Origin of the sequence: Burkholderia sp. Ap-955 (genome assembly GCF_011753045.1) — a bacterium.
Classification (GTDB): domain Bacteria; phylum Pseudomonadota; class Gammaproteobacteria; order Burkholderiales; family Burkholderiaceae; genus Burkholderia; species Burkholderia lata_D.
Genome location: NZ_VWWH01000014.1, coordinates 67,856 through 88,246, shown reverse-complemented (window position 1 = coordinate 88,246; position 20,391 = coordinate 67,856). Strand labels below are relative to the sequence as shown.

General features: G+C 68.8%; 16 protein-coding genes and 1 pseudogene. 14 read left to right on the top strand and 3 right to left on the bottom strand.

All coding sequences use genetic code 11. The features are described from left to right. Positions 1 to 103: 103 nt before the first annotated feature. The gene (locus tag F3J15_RS11155) at positions 104 to 1,972 is read right to left on the bottom strand and encodes a cytochrome c biogenesis protein DipZ (RefSeq protein ID WP_166890769.1); all 1,869 of its coding nucleotides are present in this window, start codon (positions 1,970 to 1,972) and stop codon (positions 104 to 106) included. A 37-nt stretch (positions 1,973 to 2,009) separates the two neighbouring features. Further along, positions 2,010 to 2,540 (bottom strand): peptide-methionine (R)-S-oxide reductase MsrB, encoded by a 531-nt coding sequence (msrB, locus tag F3J15_RS11150; RefSeq protein WP_166890766.1) that lies wholly within the window; start codon positions 2,538 to 2,540, stop codon positions 2,010 to 2,012. Positions 2,541 to 3,959: 1,419 nt separating this feature from the next. Here msrB and F3J15_RS37755 point away from each other — a divergent pair. Then, positions 3,960 to 4,037, top strand: a pseudogene (locus F3J15_RS37755) (GlxA family transcriptional regulator); the annotation flags it as partial. Positions 4,038 to 4,598: 561 nt separating this feature from the next. Here the strand turns inward: F3J15_RS37755 and F3J15_RS11140 are convergent. Continuing rightward, a complete protein-coding gene (locus tag F3J15_RS11140) occupies positions 4,599 to 4,844 on the bottom strand; it encodes a hypothetical protein (protein ID WP_144020748.1) in 246 nt (81 codons plus the stop codon). Between F3J15_RS11140 and F3J15_RS11135 the strand changes: the two genes are divergently transcribed. From F3J15_RS11135 to F3J15_RS11075, 13 genes are all read left to right on the top strand, one after another. Next, positions 4,843 to 5,853, top strand: coding sequence for an isocyanide synthase family protein (locus F3J15_RS11135; RefSeq protein ID WP_089449094.1), 1,011 nt, complete (start codon positions 4,843 to 4,845; stop codon positions 5,851 to 5,853). The two genes, F3J15_RS11140 and F3J15_RS11135, sit on opposite strands and share 2 nt — an antisense overlap. A 43-nt stretch (positions 5,854 to 5,896) precedes the next feature. Next, positions 5,897 to 7,090, top strand: coding sequence for a multidrug effflux MFS transporter (locus F3J15_RS11130; RefSeq protein WP_166890763.1), 1,194 nt, complete (start codon positions 5,897 to 5,899; stop codon positions 7,088 to 7,090). A 29-nt stretch (positions 7,091 to 7,119) separates the two neighbouring features. Beyond that, entirely contained in the window at positions 7,120 to 7,590 is a 471-nt protein-coding gene (locus F3J15_RS11125) for a protein tyrosine phosphatase family protein (protein ID WP_089449096.1), read from the top strand. Further along, on the top strand, positions 7,587 to 9,440 hold the full coding sequence (locus F3J15_RS11120) for an L-tyrosine/L-tryptophan isonitrile synthase family protein (RefSeq protein WP_166890760.1): 1,854 nt from the start codon (positions 7,587 to 7,589) through the stop codon (positions 9,438 to 9,440). Before F3J15_RS11125 ends, F3J15_RS11120 begins: the two co-directional genes overlap by 4 nt. 25 nt (positions 9,441 to 9,465) lie before the next feature. Continuing rightward, entirely contained in the window at positions 9,466 to 10,755 is a 1,290-nt protein-coding gene (locus tag F3J15_RS11115) for a nucleotide disphospho-sugar-binding domain-containing protein (RefSeq protein ID WP_166890757.1), read from the top strand. Between the two features lie 130 nt (positions 10,756 to 10,885). Further along, positions 10,886 to 13,273 (top strand): hypothetical protein, encoded by a 2,388-nt coding sequence (locus tag F3J15_RS11110; protein WP_166890754.1) that lies wholly within the window; start codon positions 10,886 to 10,888, stop codon positions 13,271 to 13,273. 10 nt (positions 13,274 to 13,283) lie between these two features. Then, complete coding sequence (locus F3J15_RS11105) at positions 13,284 to 13,964, top strand: class I SAM-dependent methyltransferase (protein WP_089449100.1); 681 nt, start codon at positions 13,284 to 13,286, stop codon at positions 13,962 to 13,964. Positions 13,965 to 13,981: 17 nt separating this feature from the next. After that, complete coding sequence (locus F3J15_RS11100) at positions 13,982 to 15,400, top strand: UbiA family prenyltransferase (RefSeq protein ID WP_166890751.1); 1,419 nt, start codon at positions 13,982 to 13,984, stop codon at positions 15,398 to 15,400. Beyond that, a complete protein-coding gene (locus tag F3J15_RS11095; protein ID WP_166890749.1) occupies positions 15,397 to 16,776 on the top strand; it encodes an FAD-binding oxidoreductase in 1,380 nt (459 codons plus the stop codon). Before F3J15_RS11100 ends, F3J15_RS11095 begins: the two co-directional genes overlap by 4 nt. Next, positions 16,773 to 17,513 (top strand): SDR family oxidoreductase, encoded by a 741-nt coding sequence (locus tag F3J15_RS11090; RefSeq protein WP_166890746.1) that lies wholly within the window; start codon positions 16,773 to 16,775, stop codon positions 17,511 to 17,513. Before F3J15_RS11095 ends, F3J15_RS11090 begins: the two co-directional genes overlap by 4 nt. Further along, complete coding sequence (locus F3J15_RS11085; protein WP_060362602.1) at positions 17,510 to 18,445, top strand: NAD(P)-dependent oxidoreductase; 936 nt, start codon at positions 17,510 to 17,512, stop codon at positions 18,443 to 18,445. The genes F3J15_RS11090 and F3J15_RS11085 overlap by 4 nt, the downstream gene beginning before the upstream one ends. A 10-nt stretch (positions 18,446 to 18,455) precedes the next feature. Beyond that, on the top strand, positions 18,456 to 19,751 hold the full coding sequence (locus F3J15_RS11080; protein ID WP_089449104.1) for an NAD(P)/FAD-dependent oxidoreductase: 1,296 nt from the start codon (positions 18,456 to 18,458) through the stop codon (positions 19,749 to 19,751). Further along, a complete protein-coding gene (locus F3J15_RS11075) occupies positions 19,748 to 20,197 on the top strand; it encodes a GtrA family protein (RefSeq protein ID WP_089449105.1) in 450 nt (149 codons plus the stop codon). The genes F3J15_RS11080 and F3J15_RS11075 overlap by 4 nt, the downstream gene beginning before the upstream one ends. The last annotated feature ends 194 nt before the right edge of the window (positions 20,198 to 20,391 follow it).

Here is a 20,391-nt window from a genome sequence, read left to right as displayed (position 1 = left end):
CGGGACCGCGGGGGGAGAGGGTGTTCACGGTGTGCTCCTTCGAAAGGCGGAATGGGAAGCGGGTGGCTCGGACGCGGCGCCGGTGCGCCACGTCCTGCCGGGATCAGCCGAACGTGAACGCATACGCATTCACGCCGGGATCGAGAAACTCGATCGAGAACGTACGGTCGGCGATCGCGCCGGGCTGCCGGACCAGCTGGTACAGGCGCTGCCCGGTCACGGTGCCGTAGCCTTGCGCATCGACGTCGCTGCCATGCGCGGCACCGGGCGCCGCGCCGTCGAGCGTCACGCGGAAGCGCACCGGCTTGCCGTCCTCGCCGGGGCCGAGCACCAGGTGCAGGTCGCGTGCGTGGAAGCGGTAGACGATGCGGCCGGCCGGCGCCGCGAGCGTCGCGCGTTCGGCGCCGACCTGCCACGTGCCGGCGAGGCCCCAGTCGTTGAGACCGGGACGGGCCGGCTCGGCGTAGTGGTACGCCGCATCGCGCACCACACCGCCCGGCGACATGAAGTCCTCGGCGCGTGCGTAGCCGACGTAGGTCTCGGGCGAGCGGACGTCCGCGCTGTCGGCCGCGGCGAGCGCACCCTTCGCGGGCGCACCGGCGAGCCCGATCGGCACGTTCAGCGCTTCCGGATGGCCGGCCTCGGCGAGCAGCGACTGGATCGCACGCTCCGATTCCGCGTATTCGCCTTCGCCGAAGTGGTGGCGGCGCACGCGCCCCTGCGCGTCGACGAAGTAGTGCGCGGGCCAGTATTCGTTGTTGAACGCGCGCCAGATCGTGAAGCGGTTGTCGATCGCGACCGGGAAGTCGATGCCGAGGTCGTGCACGGCCTTCTTCACGTTGCCGATGTCGCGCTCGAACGCGAACTCCGGCGCGTGCACGCCGATCACGACGAGCCCGTACGGCGCGTACTTGCGTGCCCATGCGGTCGTGTACGGCAGCGTGCGCAGGCAGTTGATGCACGAATACGTCCAGAAATCGACCAGCACGACCTTGCCGCGCAGGCCGGCCGCCGTCAGCGGCGGCGAGTTCAGCCACTGCACCGCGCCGTCGAGCGACGGCAGCGTGCCTTCGACGGGCAGCGCGGCAGGCGCATGCGTCGTATCCACCGCGCGCATCATTGCGCCCCCGGCGATCGGCCCGCCGTTGGCCTGGGTGCTATCGGCAGCCGCGGCCATCATCGCGCCGCCGTTCGTGTTGTCGGCGGCGTTGCCGGTCGCGGCCATCGCCGCCGGTGCGCCGTTCGAACGCCCGCCGAGCCGGTCGACCAGCTTCGTCTCGAGCCCGCCCGTCGTGACGGTCGACAGCTGCGCGAGCGCACCCGTATCGAGGCCGAGCGCGATCGCGCCGACGCCGGCCAGCAGCGCCACGCCGATTCCGCGCTTGATCCATTCGCCGGCGCCGAGCGAGCGCTTCATCGCGGCGAACACCTTGCCGCCGATCACGAGCGCGACGCCGAGCGACGTCGCCGCGCCGGCCGCATACGCGACCAGCAGCAGCGTCGTGCCGACGCTGGCGCCGCGCAGCGCGGCCCCGGTCAGCACGAGCCCGAGGATCGGGCCCGCGCACGGCGCCCACAGCAGGCCGGTCGCGACGCCGAGCAGCAGCGACGACGCGGGGCCGGCCGGACGGCCGTCGCGCTGCGCGAAGCCGGTGAGTCGGTTTCCGGCGGCGACGAGCGGGCGCGTCAGGTGCTCCGCGAGGCGCGGCATCAGCAGGGTCAGACCGAATATCGCGAGCAGTACGATGGCGACCCAGCGGCCGGCCTGGTTGGCCTGCGCGACCCAGCCGCCGCCGACGGCGGCGAGCGTCGCGACGACGGCGAACGTGAGCGCCATGCCGACGAGCAGCGGCAGGCCGCTGCGGACGAACGGCTGGTCGGCGCGCGCGAACACGAACGGCAGCACGGGCAGGATGCACGGGCTCAGGATCGTGAGCACGCCGCCGAGGTAGGCAAGGACGATGAGCAGCATGGTGCGTTCTCCAGTCGGTCGGGAGTTCGGGGCCGGATCAGGCGGCGGCGGGATGGAAGGTGAGCGCGAGGCCGTTCATGCAGTAGCGCAGGCCGGTCGGTTGCGGACCGTCGTCGAACACGTGGCCGAGATGGCCGCCGCAGCGGCGGCAGTGCACTTCGGTGCGGACCATCCCGAACGACGCATCGGTGTTCGTGGCGACCGCGTGGTCGAGCGGCTTCCAGAAGCTCGGCCAGCCCGTGTGGCTGTCGAACTTGGTGGCCGACGAGAACAGCGCGAGGTTGCAGCCGGCGCACGCGAACGTGCCTTGCCGGTGCTCGTCGTTCAGCGGGCTGGTGTACGGCCGCTCGGTGCCGGCTTCGCGCAGGATCGAATACTGGGCGGGCGTGAGCCGGCGATGCCATTCGGCGTCGCTGAGGGTGACTTCAAAAGGGGCGGCCGTCTGCGGGGTGGCCGGCGATGCGGCGAACGCACGGCCGACCAGCGCGCGGCGGCTGACGGACGACAGGGTCGCGAGCACGGCGAGGCCGGTGGCGCCGGCGAACAGCAGATGTCTGCGGGTGGGCATGATGGGCTCCTGGCAGCAGGTCCTGAAAACATGCGCCCATCGTAGTCAGCGGCCGGTGTCGAAGTCCTCACGGAAAGTTAAATGAATTGTGATGGTTGGGGGGCCTTGGGGGGCGGTGGAATTCGTCGAAGCGCCGGCTGGCACGGGTTGTCGAGCGGGTGAGCTGCTGAGGTTTCCGAGTATCTGTTCGCGCCGCGATTTTTAGTGTTCTTTGCGTTCCACGAGCGACGCGGTGAATCCGGACCTTGGCTTGCGATCGAATCGGATTGGGGCACGAGCGTTGTTCGATTGCGGTCGCGAATCACACCGAGCGTCTGATGCGCATTGATAGACCGGGAATTTGCAAACTAGAGCGATCGACGCGCGGTATGCGTGTGGACGCGGAAGCTTGACAGTTTCTACGTGGAAACTTCAGGAGCTGAGTTAGGACGTGCGCGGTTGTGCAGTGAAAGAGGGGCGCGATGCACTCCGCGGAAGTAATCCATATCGAGGCAGGATCAGGCGGAATAAAGGGGAACATAGTAAGGGCTATGTTCCCCTTCATTTCTGGACAAGCATGCCCCTGCGACTGAATTCGTGACTCGTTTTAACGGCTTTTTTATCTACCGCTGCGGGAGCGGCTGCTGCCGACACGGCAAGTGCGCATACCCGCCCGATTTCGCCGCCGGAAGATGACGTTGGGCGCATTCTCTCCGCGGCGCCGGGTGAATGCGGAAGCGCGCTCGCCAGGGTTCCGCCGCTGTCGAGATTCCGATAACGTGGCCATGGTTTGGCGCTGCCTGCCGGCACCGATTTCTTCGATTCAAATGTCGTAGCGGTAGCTAAATACAAATGTCGCATGTTTCATCGGTTTGCCCATCATTTACAGCGTTGAAGGATTGAGCTTGAAGCAGCAGGGCGCTTACGCTGATTCAGCCAGTCCTCGCAGACCGCCAGACGTCGTGGATCTGCGCGAAGGGAGAAGCGGTCGGTAGCCCTCGCGTCTTGTATCGGCAACAATCACCGCAGCGACCGACACTGTTCTCAATGACATACGTTGGTCGAGCCGCCTGAGATGGTCGAGACGCCCGGCGAGAGCACGCGAAGATGTGAACTTCGGTCGCGAGAACGGCTTCACCGTTCGTGTGCGGGCGGTGTCGCCCTCGCTCGCGGCATCTTGGCAGGCCTCAGTGCTCACCGGCCGCGTCCTGCCGAGCTACGCCGGCACCAACACCGACTGCCCGGTCTCGCTCAAGATCGAGCCGAGCCGAGTCGGCCGGAACCAGTTGTACCGTGAGGCGCGGGAAGCTGGTTACGCGGCCCGCCGCCGGATCCGAAGTCGAGTGGGACCAGCCCGGCGTTGCCGAGATGCCCATCGAGGCGGACCATCTGCCGTTATGGAGCGTAGAGCGAGTAGGTGCCGCCAGGCAGCTTGCGCCCGGTTTTCGCGACCGGCGCCATCTGCGCGGGGCCTTCGTGCGCGACTTCGGGGTGCCACCGCAGGCGATGCGGCGCTAGGCGAGGAGCGCCTAAAACCGATTCGATCGGAATCCTGAGCGTTTAGGGGCCGCGGCGAGAGGCGCGTTACCGGGCTCGCCTCGGTCGGATAGCCCAATCCCGATGTATGTAAAACAAAAAGCGGATGCCTTGCCGATGGCAATGGGAATGCCATTTGAAGTGGCCTGCCTGGATGCGAACCATGTCGAACGATTTTCTTGAAGGCTTCGCGGCAGAGGTTGGAATGTCAGGCCGGAATTTGTTAAAAGTTTAAGGTTAACTGATCGGCATACGGAATCCTCGTATTTCGTGAACAAATCTATCGATTGACGATGCGATATTGAATAAATGGTTCGTCAATATCCCGGCTCGATTCGTCGAGCTGATCGCCGCATGAAGTCGGAGAATGGCGGAAGGAAAATCGTCAACAAAATGACGGATTGTTGACCGCGGGATGTGCCCTTTGCAGCATGAGAATCGAGCCGAAAGCGACGAGAAACAATGCGCGTTAATGCACGCATCCCGCTGAACAATCACCCATTTCTTACCGGTTTGAAAATCCACTTGCGAGAAAAAAAGTCATTATTCCGGTGGCCAATTCCATGCTTCATTAATTCCGATATTTCTGTTGACGGAATGATTTTCGATATGTAAATTCCATTCCCGCAAATCAGATAAGTTAATTCCAAGGGTGAATAACCCGGTTGTGTCGTTGCTGCCGCCATTTCGATTCCATTCCCTGGCCGGGCGCGGAATGGCGGAATCAGAACGCCATGCGCGCGGCTTTGCGCGGTAATGGCGCGGACCATCCATCCTGAGAGAAATCATGTCTGTTCAACTAGGATACGCCGTCGTGCGCGAAGCACGGGATGACGCGTGGGCGGTCGCCGAGGCGATCGTTCGCGAAGTGTTCGTCTTGCGCAACCTGCACCGCTCCGAGGACGAGACGCCGTACCGCTTTGCCGAGGAGGCCCGGCATCACATCGAGGCGATCCTGCCGGTGGTGGAGCGCGGCGAGCCGGTGACGATGATCCTGCCGGCCTTTCCCGGCAAGTCGCCTAATCGCAGCAAGACGCTCGGCGCGCTGCCCGACCTGGCCGAGAAGCACGCGCTGGCGAACCTGGCGCGGCTCTGTCGGCGGATCGGCGCGCTGTATGCACCCGGCGCGAAGCTGATGATCTGCTCCGACGGCTACTGCTTCTCTGACGTCGTGAACATCCCCGATCCCGAGGTGCGGCAGTACCTGGACAGCCTGGAGGCCTATGCGGGGCGCCATTTCCCCGGCGTGTTCGAGTTCTTCGACCTCGACGACACCTTCTGCTATCTCGACGACCTGACCTCCAAGCGCGAGGAACTGCTGATCGTCCACAGCGATTCGGTCGACCAGATCAAGCGCCAGTGCGCCGAGGATCCGGCCGCGATCGCGATGTACCGCGGCATCACGCGCTTCCTGTTCGAGGACACGCAGGGCATCGAACGCTTCAAGGGTCTCAGCAACACGGCGATCCAGAAGATGGCGCGCAGCAACGCCTATCGCGTGATCCAGCGCAGCAACGCCTGGGGGCGGCTGATCGACCGCAGCTTCCCGAACAGCCTGCGCCTGTCGATCCACCCGCAGTTCCGAGCCTCGAAGAAGATCGGCATCCGCCTGGTCGACTGCGACGACGTCTGGCTCACGCCCTGGCACTCGGTGGCGGTGCGCGAGAACGACCGGATCGTGCTGAAGAAGCGCTCCGAGATCGATGAGCGCAATTCCGTACTGGTGTTTACCGACGGCATTCCCTGCCACTTCGTCCATTACCCGCAACCGGACCTGAGCGTTCTTCATCATGGTTAAACGGAATCTTCCGCCGGCGGCGCCCGCCGTGCGCCCGCCCCCTGTGATCTACCTGGCGCTGCTGGCGATCCTGTCGATGCTCGGCACCGACATCTACCTGCCCGCGCTCGGCGAGATCCAGGCCGAGCTCGGCACTTCGGTGTTCCTGGTCGGGCTCTCGCTGACCGTCTACGCGGCCGGCACCTGCGTGACGCAACTGCTCTACGGGCCGGTGTCGGACGCGATGGGGCGCAAGCCGGTGCTGCTGTTCGGGCTGCTGGTGTTCGTCGCCGCCACGCTCGGCTGCCTGTTCGTGCGCGATATCGGCGGCTTCCTCGCGCTGCGCTTCCTGCAGGCGTTCGGCGTGTGCGCGGCCACCGTGCTCTGGCAGCCGATCGTGACCGACGTGCACGCCGGCAACGACGAGCGCGTGCGCGGCATCTTCGGTTTCGTGATGTCCTTCGTCGGTATCTCGCCCGCGCTCGCGCCGCTCGTGGGCGGCGCCATCGCCGGCGCCTTCGGCTGGCGCTACACCTTCGTGGTGCTGCTGGCGCTCGGCGCGCTGATGCTGGCGTGGACCGCTGCGCTCTACCGCGAGACGCATCCGCGCGAGCGCCGCGCCGCGCGCCCGGCCGGGCTGCGTGCCGTATTCGCGCCGTATCGCACCTTGCTGGGCGACCTGGGCTTCCATCTCTATGCCTGGTCGGTGGCGGCCGCGGTGGGCGGCTACATGGCCTACCTGACGGTGGCGCCGTTCGCGCTCGCGCAGTTCGGCCTCGCGCCGGTGTGGATCGGCGTGAGCTTCCTGCCGCTGGCGGGCCTGTTCGGGCTCGGCGGCGCCGCCGCGAAATGGCTCGCCGCGAAGTACGGCGACGAGGGCGCTCTGAAGGTCGGCGCCTCGCTGGCGGTGGTGGCGGGTGCGTTGTTCTGGCTTTCGGTCGAGAGCGGCTTCGGTGCCACGCCGGTGCGCTATGTCGCCCCGTTCGGGCTGATGACCTTCGCGATCGGCATCACCATCCCGACCGGCTCGGCCGGCGCCATCGCGCGCTTCGCCTCGATCTCGGGCGCCTGCTCCAGCGCGATGAACTGCCTGACCTCGGTCGCGGTGTTGGTGGCCACCATCCTCGCCTCGATCGGCTACCAGGCGGCCGGCAGCCGGCCGCTCGGCGCGATCCTGGTGGTCGCCGCCCTAGTCTCGCTGGGCTGCGCGGCGGCATTGCGGCCGGCTCACGGCCGCCGGCACGTTCCCGCCCGCTGAAGCGGGCTTATTCGACGCACGGAGATTGCATGAAGCAATTCGGAATCAGCAATGAACGCTGGCTGGATGAACGCACGCTCACATCCGGCCAGCCGTCCGCCGAGCAGTTCGGCCGGCTGGCGAGCGAGGGGGTCGAGGTGGTGATCGATCTCGCGCCAACCGACGCGCGTTATTCGATCGAGGACGAGGCCGGGCTGATGCAGCGCCTGGGCATCGAATACCACTTCCTGCCGGTCAACTTCAAGGCCCCCACGCTGGCCGATTTCGTGCGCTTCTGCGCCGTGTATCACGCCAGCGCCGGTCGCCGGCGGCTGGTGCACTGCGCCGCCAACTATCGCGTCTCGGCCTTCGTCGCGCACTACCAGATGATCTACCACGGCTGGACCACTGAGCAGGCCGATGCCTGGGTCGCTGACATCTGGAAGGTGGCCGACTACCCGGTCTGGGAGCGCTTCATCCGCATGCTGCGCGACAACCTGTTCGTGGCGCGCGCGGCATGAACCAGCACGCCAGCCAACTCGAGGATCACGCCGCCGTGGTCGAGCGCTTCATGGCCGTGTTCGCGGCGCGCCTGTCGCGCGAGGGCGAGCTCACGCGGCTCTCGCCCGCGCAGCGCGACGAGCTGGCGACGAAGGCCCATGCCTTCGTCGCGCGCGGGGCGCCGATCCGACTCACGCTGCCCGGCTTTCCGCTGAAGGCGCCGCTTGCCTCGGGCAAGGTGCTCGGCGCGCTGCCCGATGCCGGCGAACGCGCGGCGCTGGCCTATCTCGACGCGTTCTGCGAGGAAGTGGCGGGATTCCATGCGCCGGGCTGCCTGATCGACCTGTTCAGCGACGGCCTGACCTTCCACGACCTGCTGGGCGTGCCGCGCGAGGTGGCGAACCGCTATCACCATGCGCTGCGCGAACTGCACGCGTCGCGGCACCTGGTCTGGCATTCATATTCGAGCGTCGATCCCACCTTCGAGCGCGCCACCGATAGCGCCGATCGCGCGCTCGCGCCGTACTGGCCCGAGCCGCGAGCGCTCCTCGGCGACGCCCGCCATGCGCGCCGCGTCGCCTTGCTGCGCGGCCTGCTGGCGCGCGAACGTGGCCTGGCCGGCGCGGCCGGGCAAGGTGCCGCTGGCGACGCCGCGGCCGGCTTGGCCGAACACCCGGCGCCCGACCTGGCGAATCACCCGATGGTGCCGGTTGGACAAGCCGCCGGCGCGCCTGCCGATCTCGAAACCGCCGCGCGCCGCATGGCCGAGCGCGGCATTGCGCTCGACGCCTTTCTTGCGGCGAGCCTGCCTGACGGGATCCGGCTCACCGTCCACGACCCCGCGCCCGAGCAGCGCAAGGTTCCTGTCCGGATGCATGCCCGCCGCGGCGAGGCCGCGCTGCCTTGGCATGGCGTCCTCGTGTATCGATCTAATGGAGAAACCATCATGCTGAGCAAACAAGCCGCCGTCGACGAACTGGACGTGGCCGTGATCGGTCGCGCCGGCCAACCCTGGTGCGGCGTGGAAGGCGCCGCGCCGCTGGCCGAGCACTGCGACATGGAAATCGTGCATGGCGAGGATTTCGGCCTGCTGGTCACACCGCGGGCCGGCAGCGGCCGCCTCGACTGCAATGCGCTGCCGCGGGAAGCGGTGGCGGCCCTCACGCGCCGCTACGGCTTCGTGGTGCTGCGCGGCTTCGAGGTGGCCGACGAGGATGCGCTGGTGGCCTTCACCTCGCAGTTCGGCCGTCCCTACATCTGGCAATTCGGCCCGGTGCACAAGGTGATCCCCGAGGAGCAGCCGAACGGCTATGTGCATTCCTTCGAATCGGTGCCGCTGCACTGGGACCTCAGCATGCTGCCGCTCACGCATCCGCTGGTGCAGCAGGACGAGCACTTCGCGGCCACCCTGTTCGCGCTGCATTGCCGCAAGGCGCCGCGGCCAGGCGAAGGGCAGACTACCCTGGTGGACGCGCGCGCGATCGCCCGCGATCTCGATCCCGCCACGCTCGCGCAGTGGGAGCGGCTGAGCCTGACCTACAACACGAAGATGACCTATTTCGGCGGCGTGCCGCGCACCTTCCCGCTGATCGCCGTGCATCCCGAGACCGGCGAGAAGCTGCTGCGCTACCAGGAGGGCAGCGAATCCTCGCTGCAGCGCTTCGAGGTCGGCGTCTCCACGCCGGGTCTGGTGCCCGAGGATTTCGTCGCGCGCGTCAACGCGCTCGCCTATTCGCCGAAGTACCTCGTCGAGCACGAGTGGCAGGACGGCGACATCGTGATGGTCGACAACTACAGCGTGCTGCACGGGCGCCGCGCCATGTCGCGCGATTCGGCCGCGCGCGAGCTGTGGCGCGTCCAGGTCTATTGAAGCGCCAGCGGCGAGGAATCCGATCTTGACTTTCGCGACCCGACCCCTGCGCGTGCTCTGCTTCGGCGAGGCGGCCACCTTCGCGCACGTGGCGCGGCCCTATTGCCTCGCGAAGGCGCTCGACAAGCGCGCCTTCGAGGTGCACTTCGCCTGCGACGCGCGTTATGCCGATGTCCACGACGATCCGGCGGTCCGCTATCACGAGATCCATTCGAAGAGCGCGCAAGCCTTCCTCGATGCGATCGAGACCGGCGCGGCCCTGTATTCGAAGCGGGAACTGATCGAGTACACGGAAGAGGATCTGGCGCTGATCCGGCATGTCGAGCCCGACGTGGTGGTCGGCGATTTCCGCCATTCTCTGTCGGTCGCCACGCGGCTGGCCGGCGTGCCCTACGTGGCGCTGATCAACGCCTACTGGAGCACCGGGGTGGACGATCCGGTGCTGCCGGTGCCCGAGATCCGCGGCCTGAACATGTCGCGGCTGCCGTTCGTGCCCAGGCTGATGCCGCTGATGGGACGCATCGTGCTGGCCTTCCAGGCCCGCGCGCTGGACGGCGCGCGCCGCCACTTCGGCCTGCCGCCGTTCGCCTCCTGCCGCGCCGGCTGGACCTTCGGCGATCGCGTTGGCTACTACGACTCGCCGTCGCTGGTGCCGCTCGCGGCGCTGCCGGCCGGGCACGCCTATCTCGGCCCAGTGAGCTGGTCGCCCGCCGTCGGCCTGCCCGACTGGTGGACCTCGCTCGACGAAGGCCGGCCGCTGGTCTACGTCTCGCTCGGCTCCTCGGGCGACGTGAGCCTGACCGACCGCATCGTCGACGGGCTGCTCGAGGCAGGCCTGCAGGTGGTGACCACCTCGGGCGGCCGCTACCTGCCGGCGCCGCGCGAGGGGCTGTACACCGCGAGCTTCCTGCCCGGTGCCGAGGTTGCGCGGCGCGCCGACCTGGTGATCAGCAACGGTGGCAGCCCCACCGGCTACCAGGCGCTCGGCGAGGGCACGCCGGTGATCGGCATCCCGACCAACATGGACCAGCTGCTGGCGATGCGCTACATCGAGCGCTACGGCGCGGGGCTGACGGTGAGGCCGGTGCGCGTGCGGCGCGGCGAACTGCCGGCGATCGTCGCGCGGATGCTGGCCGATCCGGCCTACGCGGCGCGCGCGCGGGAAGTGGCCGGCGCCTTCGCGCAGATGGATCCGTTCACGGCCTTCCCGGCACTGCTGCGCGAGGCGGTCGAGGCACACGGCGCGAACAGCGCGCAGGCCGCCGGCGCCGCCGTGCCGCGAGCGGCGATGCCGGCCGCCGCGACGGCGCACTGAGAAACGGCCGGCGTGGCCATGCATGCCGGTATCGAGACAAGCACGACGGCATGGCCGGACCCGCCGGAAGGCGGTCGGCGCCGATCGACGACGAGGGAGAGTGCAGGTGAGTGACAAGCATGATCTGACGATGCCGGCCTCCGCCGCAGCCGGCGGCATCACGCAGGCGCAGGCGCGGGAGCACGGCGAGGCGGGCCGGGGCGGCCTGGCGCTGGCCTGTCGATGGCTAGCGGTGCTGGCCCTGGCCGCGGTGATCCTGCCGTGGCTGCCGGTAATGCCGGGCGAGGGGCTCGATCCGTCGTGGATGGCCGCGCTGAACCAGGCGCTGGCGCAGGGCCTGGTGTTCGGCCGCGACATCGTCTTCACGCTCGGGCCGTATGCGGGCGTGTTCACGCGCGTGTTCCATCCCGCCACCGACGGCCTGATGCTGGCCGCCAGCGCGGTGTTTCTGCTCGGCTACGCGAGCGCGACGCTGCAGCTCACGTGCGGCGCCGGGCGCGTGCTGCCCCTGCTGCTAGCCTTGATGATCGCCGGCGCGCTGTCGCGCGACGTGCTGCTGCTCGGTTATCCGCTGCTGGTTTCGGCGGCCTGGTATCGCCATTGCCGCGGGCTCGACGCGCAGGTCGAGCCCGGCTCGGCCTGGCGCAAGCCGCTTGCCGCGCTGCTTATGTTCGCGCCGTTCGGCCTGCTGCCACTGGTGAAAGGCTCGATGCTGCCCGCTTGCGCGGCTGCGTTGCTGCTCTGCGTGCTGCTGCTGGCCAGCCGCCGCGCCTGGGGCGTCGCGCTGGTCATGCTGCTCGCGCCGCCGCTGGCCTCCATGGCGCTGTGGCTGGCGGCGGGCCAGCCGCTGGCGGCGCTCGGGCCCTACCTGCATTCGCTGGTGGCAATGATCTCGGGCTACGAGGAGGGCATGGCGCTGGACGGCCCGGCCATCGATCTCGCGCTCTACCTGCTCCCGGCGCTGGCGCTGTTCGCCGCGATCGCCCTGCGGCGCGGCGAGGCGTTCAGGCTGCGCGCCTTCCTGCTGCTGTCCTTCGCGGCCTTCCTGTTCCTCTGCTTCAAGGGCGGCTTCGTGCGCCACGACGATCACGCGCTGATCGCCGCCAGCGCTATCGCCTTCGCGGGTCTGGTGTTCGCGCTGGCCGCGCGGTCCTGGGCGGGCGCGGGGCTGGCCGTGCTCGGCGCGGCGGCGGGCTGGACGATCGCGCTGCACTACACCGAGGCGACGCCCGCGCGCTACGCGATGAACGTCGCGCGTACCGCGCTCGGCGTGAGCGAGGGCCTCGCACTGCGCGCGCGCGGCGATGCGCTCGCGCAGGCCTACCGGGCACGCCTCGCGGCGCTGCACCGCGAGCACGAGGTGCCGCTGATGAAGGGCAGTTCGGACATCTACTCGTTCTGGCAATCGGATCTGATTGCGGCCGGCAACCAGTGGAACCCGCGCCCGGTGATCCAGAGCTACGCGGCCTACAGTCCGATGCTGGCGGACCTGAACGCGGCGCACCTGGCCGGCGCGCGCGCGCCCGACATGGTGCTGATGCGGGTCACGCCGATCGACGGCAAGTACCCGACGCTCGACGATGGCCCGAGCTGGCCGGTGCTGATGCGCGACTACCGGCCGGTGGCGTTCCGCGACAACTTCCTCTATCTCGCGCACGCGCCGGCGCCAGCCAGTCCGCAGGCGCCGGTGCTCAAGGCCGACGCGATGCTGGGCGCGCCCGTCACGGTGCCCGATTCGGCCGTGCCGCTGATGGCGAAGCTGGACGTCGAACCGAGCCTGGCGGGGCGCCTGCGCGCCTTCGCGCTGAAGCCGGCCGCCCTGCGCATCCACGTCACGTTGCGCGACGGCAGCGAGCACGACTACAAGCTGGTCTCCGGCATGGCCCGCGCCGGCTTCGTGCTGAGCCCGCTGGTGCGCAATTCGACCGAGTTCGCGCTGATGTACGGCGCGCCCGGCACACTGCGCTCGCAGCAGGTGACGCGCTTCACGGTGGAGGCGGCCGAAGGCGGTGCCTATGCCTGGCAGAGCCATTACCGCGTGACGCTGACGCCTGCGCCGGTCACGCCGGCAGCCGATCCCGCCAGCCTGTTCCAGCACGACCCGCTCGGCGATCTCGCGCCGGCCGATCGCACCGCGCGGCGCCGCGAGGGCGCCTGCATGGGCGGCCTGCTGGTGCTCAACGAAACCTATCCGGCGCCAGCCAGCGCGCGTATCGAGCACGTGCTGTCGGCCGAAGGCTGGCTCGTCGCACAGCAGCAGACCATGCGGCCGCCAGAGCGCACCTACCTGAGCCTGACCGATGCGAGCGGCCACGTGCGCTATGCGCCGACCCGCGCCATGCCGCGCCTGGACGTGCAGGACATGATCGGCGCCGGCCCCTTGCCCGATCTCGGCTACACCGCCTATCTCGACCCGGCCGGGCTGCACGGCAGGCAGATGCTCGGCGTGGCCTATGCCAGCGAGGGCGAGCTGGTGTCGTGCAGCAATACGCGCGTGGCGCTGAAGTTCGCCGACTGAGGACCCTGAGATGAACCCGAACCAACTGGCACTGCTCTATCGCAAGCGCTTCGCCGATCACGTGCTGGCGCGCAAAAACGCGATCTGGCGGACAATCTACGGCAGTTTCCTGAAGCGCTACGTGGCGCCCGGCGACACGGTGGTCGACGTCGCCTCGGGCTACGGCGAATTCATCAACCACGTGCGGGCCCGGCGCCGCATCGCGATCGACCTGAACCCCGACGCGCGCCGCAGCCTGGAGGCTGGCATCGAGTTCCACCAGGCGGCGGCCACCCAGGTTGGCGAGCTGGTGGCGGGGCAGGCCGACCTGCTGTTCACCTCGAACTTCCTCGAACACCTGCCCGACAAGGCCACCCTCGACACCTTCCTGGGCTCGGTGCGGCGCGCGCTGAAGCCGGGCGGGCGCTACCTGATCCTGGGGCCGAACCTGCGCTACCTGGCGGGCGCCTACTGGGATTTCTACGACCACCACCTTGGCCTGACCGACAAGTCGCTGGCCGAGGCGCTCCACCTGGCCGGCTTCGAGATCGAGCGCTCGATCGACCGCTTCCTGCCCTACACGACACAGGGCGCGCTGCCCACGCATCCGGCGCTGGTCTGGCTCTACCTGCGCCTGCCGCCGGTCTGGCCGCTGCTCGGCAAGCAGTTCTTCATCGTCGCGCGCAAGCCTGCCGACTCCCGCGCGCGCTGATCCCGACGAGGCGATTCATGCAAGTTGACAAGATACTCGTCGTCGATCTCGACGGGACGCTGATCCAGTCGGACATGCTGGTCGAGTCCGGGCTCGCCTACCTGAAGCGCTGGCCGCATCGCTTCTATCGGCCGCTGCTGTGGCTGCTGCAGGGCGGTAAGGCCGGCCTCAAGCAACGCCTGGCCGAGGCCGCCAGCGTCGACGTGACGAGCCTGCCCTACAACGGCGCGGTGCTCGAATGGCTGCGCGCCGAGCGCAGCCAGGGCCGGCCGATCACGCTGGCCACCGCCAGCGCCTCGCACTACGCCAATGCGATCGCCGGCCACCTGGGCCTGTTCGATCGCACCTTCGCCAGCGACGGCGCCGTCAACCTGTCGGCCGACAACAAGCGCGACGCGCTGGTGAGCGCCTACGGCGACAAGGGTTTCGACTACGTCGGCAATTCCCGCGACGATCTTTCCGCCTGGCGCGCGGCCGAGCGTGCCTACGTGGTCAACGCGCCCCGGCGCATCGCGCGCGAGGCGCAGCGCAACGGCAACGTCGAGCACGTGATCGACACGCGTGCCGGCACCCTGCGCGTCTGGGCCCGCGCGCTGCGCCTGCATCAATGGCTCAAGAACCTGCTGGTGTTCGTGCCGCTGTTCGCCGCGCATCGCGCCGGCGAGCCGGCGATGTTCTTGCAGGGCCTGCTGGCCTTCTTCGCCTTCGGGCTGTGCGCCTCCAGCGTCTACGTGCTCAACGACCTGGTCGATCTCGACGACGACCGCCATCACCCGGTCAAGCGGCATCGGCCGTTCGCTAGCGGGGCGCTGTCGCTGCTCTCGGGCGCGATCGCCTTTCCGCTGTTGCTGGCCGCCTCCCTGGCGATCGCGCTGAGCTGCCTGCCGAGCGCATTTTCGTTGGCGCTGGCGGCCTATTACGCGCTGACGGTGGCCTATTCCTTCGTGCTCAAGCGCATGGTGATCGTCGACGTGATCACGCTGGCCGCGCTCTATACGGCGCGGCTCGCGGCCGGCACGGCCGCCTTCGGCATGCGCCTGAGCTTCTGGCTGCTTGCCTTCTCGATGTGCATCTTCCTGAGCCTCGCGCTCGTGAAGCGCTACACCGAACTGGTGGCGCTGGCCGGCGGCCAGGCGCGCGGGCGCGGCTACGTCAGCGATGACCGCGCCATCGTGCTGGCGCTGGGCGCGGCGGCCGGCTACCTGTCGGTGCTGGTGCTCGCGCTCTACATCCAGGATCCCGTCACCCTGATGCTCTACGCCAATCCGCAACGCATCTGGCTGTCCTGCCCGCTGCTGCTGTACTGGGTCAGCCGCACCTGGATCATCACCAATCGCGGCCAGATGAACAGCGACCCGGTGTTGTTCGCCGCCACCGATGCCACCAGCCTCGGCGTGGCTGCGTTGTTCGCGCTGGTCTTCGTCAGCGCGATATGAGCACGACCGGCCTGCGATCCTGGGCGCGCTATCCGCGCCATCCTCAGACGGGCGCGCCGGTGTACTGGCGCGACAGCCTGCCCGCGCTGCTGAGCGGACTGAGCGGGCGGCGGGCTTCGGTGCTGGCCTACGGCAACGGCCGCAGCTACGGCGACAGCTGCCTGGCCGTCTCCGACCAGGTGCTGTGGATGAAGTCGCTCGACCGCTTCATCGACGTCGACTGGCAGACGGGCCGCATCCGCGCGGAAGCCGGCATGACGCTCGACGTGCTGCTCGACGCGGCGCTGCCGCGCGGCTGGATGCTGCCCGTCACGCCGGGCACGCGTTACGTGACGCTCGGCGGCGCGCTCGCCAACGACGTGCATGGCAAGAACCATCACATACGCGGCACCTTCGGCCGCCATGTCACGCGTTTCGGCCTGGTGCGCTCCGATCTCGGGCCGCTCGAGATCGATGCGCGGAGCCATCCCGAGCTGTACGCGGCGACCATCGGCGGACTCGGCCTGACCGGCGTGATCAGCTGGGTCGAGTTGCAATTGATGCAGGTGCCCTCGGCTCGTGTCGATCTGCGCCAGATGCGCTTCGGCGGACTCGACGAGTTCTTCGCGCTGTCGAACGAGCACGATGCGCGCCACGAGTACAGCGTGGCCTGGATCGATTGCGGCAGCCGCGGCAAGGCGCTGGGTCGCGGCGTGCTGACGGTGGCCGATGCGGCGCCGGCTGAAACGCGTGGTCAGAGCGAGCAGGATGGGGGTAAGGGCAATGCGGCTGGCCGCTCCGGCATGCGTAGCCGGCCGTCGACGCGGCAGCTGGCGGTGCCGTTCACGCCGCCGTTCTCGCTGGTGAACCGCCTGTCGGTGCCGGCCTTCAACGCCCTGCATTACTGGCGCGCCGGCCGCGCCGCCGGCAGCGCGCGGGTCGACCTGCTGCCGTTCCTCTATCCGCTCGACGGCCTGCTCGAATGGCACCGTATCTATGGCCGGCGCGGTTTCCAGCAATACCAGTGCGTGGTGCCGGCTGCCGATGCGCGCGACGCGATAGGCGAGATGCTGGCGGCGATTGCGGCCAGCCGTGCCGGTTCCTTCCTGGCCGTGCTCAAGCGCTGCGGGGCGCTGGTCTCGCCGGGGCTGCTGTCGTTCCCGCTCGAGGGCACCTCGCTCGCGCTCGACTTCGCCCAGCACGACGCGCGCAACGCGGCGCTGTTCGCGCGACTCGACGCGATCGTGCGCGGCGCGCGCGGCCGTCTTTATCCCGCGAAGGACGCCCATATGTCGGGCGAGGACTTCCGGCGCGCCTATCCGGCCTGGACGCGCGTCGAGGCCTTGCGCGACCCGGCGATCCAGTCGCGTTTCTGGCAACGGACCACCAAGACATGAAGACCATCCTGATCGTGGGCGCGACCTCGGCGATCGCGACCGAATGTGCACGCCGCTGGGCCGGCGAGGGCGCCGCGCTGTGCCTGGCCGGCCGGCGCGCCGGCCGGCTCGAACAGATCGCCGACGACCTGCGCCTGCGCGGAGCGTCGCGCGTCGCGACCCTCGAATTCGACGCCAATGCGCTCGACACGCACGCGGCGATGCTGGAGGCGGCCGAGCGCGCGCTGGGCTCGATCGAGCTTGCGCTGGTCGCGCACGGCTCGCTGCCCGAGCAGGCCGCCTGCGAGCGCGACGCGGCGCTGGCGGTGCGCGAGTTCAGCACCAACGGGCTGTCCACCATCGCGTTGCTCACGCCGCTGGCCAACCGGATGGCCGCGCGCGGCGCCGGCACGATCGCGGTGATCGCCTCGGTGGCGGCTGATCGCGGGCGGCCCTCGAACTACCTCTATGGCGCCGCGAAGGCTGCCGTGGTGGCGTTCTGCGAGGGCCTGCGCGCGCGGCTCGCGAAATCGGGCGTGCACGTGCTGGTGATCAAGCCCGGCTTCGTCGCCACGCCGATGACGGCCCATCTGCAATTGCCGGGGCCGCTGGTGGCGCGGCCCGAGCGCGTGGCGGCCGACATCGTGCGCGCGGTGGCGCGCCGTCGCGACGCGATCTACACGCCGTGGTTCTGGGCGGGCGTGATGTGCGCGATCCGCTGGATGCCCGGCTTCCTTTTCAAGAGAGTGTCCCTGTGAACCTGCGAGTGATCCTGCCCGGCGGCGCCGGGCTCGTCGGACAGAACCTGGTGGCGCGGCTCAAGCGCCGCGGTGTGAAAGAGATTGTGGTGCTCGACAAGCATCGCGCGAACCTGGCGGTGCTGCGCCGGCTGCATCCTGACATCGTCGCCGAATACGCCGATTTGGCCGAGCCGGGCGACTGGTCCCGCCACTTCGAGGGCGCGGACGCGGTGGTGATGCTGCAGGCGCAGATCGGCGGGCCGACGCGCGAGCCCTTCGTGCGCAACAACCTCGACAGCACGCGCCAGGTGCTGGAGGCGATCCGCCTGCACCGCGTGCCGCATACGGTGCACATCAGCTCCTCGGTGGTCGAGTCGGTCGGCGACGATTTCTACACGCAGACCAAGCGCGAGCAGGAGCAGATGGTGCTGGCCTCGGGTATCGACTGCGTGGTGCTGCGCCCGACCCTGATGTTCGGCTGGTTCGACCGCAAGCACCTGGGCTGGCTGTCGCGCTTCATGCAGCGCGTGCCGGTGTTCCCGGTGCCGGGCTCGGGGCGCTTCGTGCGCCAGCCGCTCTACGCGGGCGACTTCTGCAACGTGATCGTGGCCTGCCTGGAGGCGCGCATCCGCGGCCAGGTCTACAACATCAGCGGCCGCGAGCGCGTCGACTACATCGACCTGATCCGCGAGGTGCGCCGCGCGGTGCGCGCACGCTGCGCGATCGTCAGGATCCCGTACCGGCTGTTCCATGCGCTGCTGACCATCTATGCCTGGTTCGATCGCGATCCGCCGTTTACCGCCGCGCAGCTGCGGGCGCTGACGGCCGGCGACGAATTCGAGGTGATCGACTGGGAGCGCATCTTCGGGGTGCGCGCCACCTCGCTGCGCGAGGCGGTCGGCGAGACCTTCGGCGACCCGGTCTACAGCCGCGTCCAGCTGGATTTCTGAGGGAGGCCCGATGGAGCGACGCAGCGACAAGCCGGCAGTGGCCGTGCTCGGCGCCGGGCCGATGGGGCTCGGCGTGGCCTACCAGCTCGCGCGCGACGGGCGCCGGGTGGTGGTGTTCGAGGCCGACGACCGGATCGGCGGGATGGCCGCCTCCTTCGATTTCGGCGGCATCGACATCGAACGCTATTACCACTTCCATGCCGCTTCGGACCATGCTTTCTTCGAGGTGTTGCGCGAGCTGGGCCTGGAGGACCGCCTGCGCTGGGTCGAGACGCGCATGGGCTACTTCTACCGGAACCGTGTGCAGCGCTGGGGCAATCCGCTCGCGCTGCTGCGCTTTCGCGGCCTGGGCTGGATCGCGAAGTTCCGCTACGGGCTGCATGCGCTGCTGGCGACGCGGCGCGACCATTGGCGCGACCTGGACCGCATCGAGGCGACCGGCTGGATCCGCCGCTGGATCGGCGAGGAAGCCTGGGAGGTGCTGTGGCGGCGCCTGTTCGACTACAAGTTCTACGAGCACGCGCAGGATCTCTCGGCCGCCTGGATCTGGAGTCGCATCCGCCGCATCGGCCGCTCGCGCTACAGCCTGATGCGCGAGAAGCTCGGCTACCTGGAGGGCGGCTCGGCGGTGCTGCTCGAGGCGATGCGCGCCGAGATCGAGCGCCGCGGCGGCGAGCTGCGGCTCGGCCAGCCGGTACAGCGCGTGCTGATCGAGGCGGGCCGCGTGAGGGGCGTGCTCACCGCCGCCGGCGAGCAGCGCTTCGAGCAGGTGATCAGCACCGTGCCGCTGGCTCACGCGCCGCGCCTGATGCCGGACCTGCCGGCCGAGATCCTCGACGCCTGGCGCGCGATTCCGAACGTCGCCGTGGTCTGTGTGATCGTCAAGCTGGCGAAGCAGGTGAGCGACAACTTCTGGCTCAACGTTAACGATCCCGCCATGGATATCCCAGGCATCGTCGAATACACCAACCTGCGCCCGCTCGATGCGCATGTGGTCTACGTGCCGTTCTACATGCCGGGCACGCATCCGAAGTACGCCGAGCCGGATGCGGCCTACGAGACCAAGGTGGTCAGCTACCTGAGTCGCATCAATCCGGCACTGAGCGCCGAGGATGTGCTGGAGGTGAGGGTGAACCGCTATCGTCACGCGCAGCCTGTCTGCGGCCCGGGCTTCCTCGATCGGCTGCCGCCGATCCGCACGCCGGTGGAAGGCCTGTTGGTGGCCGATACCTGCCACTACTACCCGGAAGATCGCGGGATCTCCGAAAGCATCGGCCTGGCGCGCCGGATGGCGCGCATGCTATGAGCGCGCCGGGTTCCGGAGCCGCGGGAGCGGGAACGGCGACGACGGCGGTCGGGAGAGAGGGCGCGCACCGCTTCGCGCGTTTTCTCGCCACCGGCGGCATCGCGGCGGCGGCCAACCTCGGCTCGCGCATGCTGTTCAGCCTATGGCTGCCCTATACCACGGCGATCGTGCTGGCTTGGGTGGTGGGCGTGAGCTGCGGCTACCTACTGGCGCGCCGCTACGTGTTCGGCGCGGGCGGCCAGCGCACTTGGCGCTCGGCGGCCGCCTTCACGGCCGTCAACCTGTTCGCGCTGCTGCAGACCTGGGCCGTCAGCATGGGGCTCGCCCAGCACCTGATGCCGGCCATCGGCTTCGGCTGGCATGCGCAGGACCTGGCGCACCTGGCCGGCGTCGGGGCACCTGTGTTCACCAGCTACTTCGCGCATCGAAACTGGTCGTTTCGCTGAGGCCGCGCGTCGAGCGGGCCCGGCCGTGGCTGGCAGGGACCCGTCGCTCAGCCGCTCAGCCGCGCGGCACCTGCGTGATCGCCCCGTCACGCTCGTGTGCGCGTCCAATGGCATCGCCGGCGAACTGTTCTTTTATCGCTACAGCACGATTGCCCAACCAAACGCAGGTTCAGCACAAAGCGGTAACCTGGTTC

Bases quoted from the DNA above. Each gene is read 5' to 3' on its own strand.
- F3J15_RS11155 (WP_166890769.1), bottom strand. From the start codon at position 1,972: ATGCTGCTCATCGTCCTTGCCTACCTCGGCGGCGTGCTCACGATCCTG.
- msrB (WP_166890766.1), bottom strand. From the start codon at position 2,540: ATGCCCACCCGCAGACATCTGCTGTTCGCCGGCGCCACCGGCCTCGCC.
- F3J15_RS11135 (WP_089449094.1), top strand. From the start codon at position 4,843: ATGTCTGTTCAACTAGGATACGCCGTCGTGCGCGAAGCACGGGATGAC.
- F3J15_RS11140 (WP_144020748.1), bottom strand. From the start codon at position 4,844: ATGATTTCTCTCAGGATGGATGGTCCGCGCCATTACCGCGCAAAGCCG.
- F3J15_RS11125 (WP_089449096.1), top strand. From the start codon at position 7,120: ATGAAGCAATTCGGAATCAGCAATGAACGCTGGCTGGATGAACGCACG.
- F3J15_RS11120 (WP_166890760.1), top strand. From the start codon at position 7,587: ATGAACCAGCACGCCAGCCAACTCGAGGATCACGCCGCCGTGGTCGAG.
- F3J15_RS11110 (WP_166890754.1), top strand. From the start codon at position 10,886: ATGCCGGCCTCCGCCGCAGCCGGCGGCATCACGCAGGCGCAGGCGCGG.
- F3J15_RS11105 (WP_089449100.1), top strand. From the start codon at position 13,284: ATGAACCCGAACCAACTGGCACTGCTCTATCGCAAGCGCTTCGCCGAT.
- F3J15_RS11100 (WP_166890751.1), top strand. From the start codon at position 13,982: ATGCAAGTTGACAAGATACTCGTCGTCGATCTCGACGGGACGCTGATC.
- F3J15_RS11095 (WP_166890749.1), top strand. From the start codon at position 15,397: ATGAGCACGACCGGCCTGCGATCCTGGGCGCGCTATCCGCGCCATCCT.
- F3J15_RS11090 (WP_166890746.1), top strand. From the start codon at position 16,773: ATGAAGACCATCCTGATCGTGGGCGCGACCTCGGCGATCGCGACCGAA.
- F3J15_RS11080 (WP_089449104.1), top strand. From the start codon at position 18,456: ATGGAGCGACGCAGCGACAAGCCGGCAGTGGCCGTGCTCGGCGCCGGG.
- F3J15_RS11075 (WP_089449105.1), top strand. From the start codon at position 19,748: ATGAGCGCGCCGGGTTCCGGAGCCGCGGGAGCGGGAACGGCGACGACG.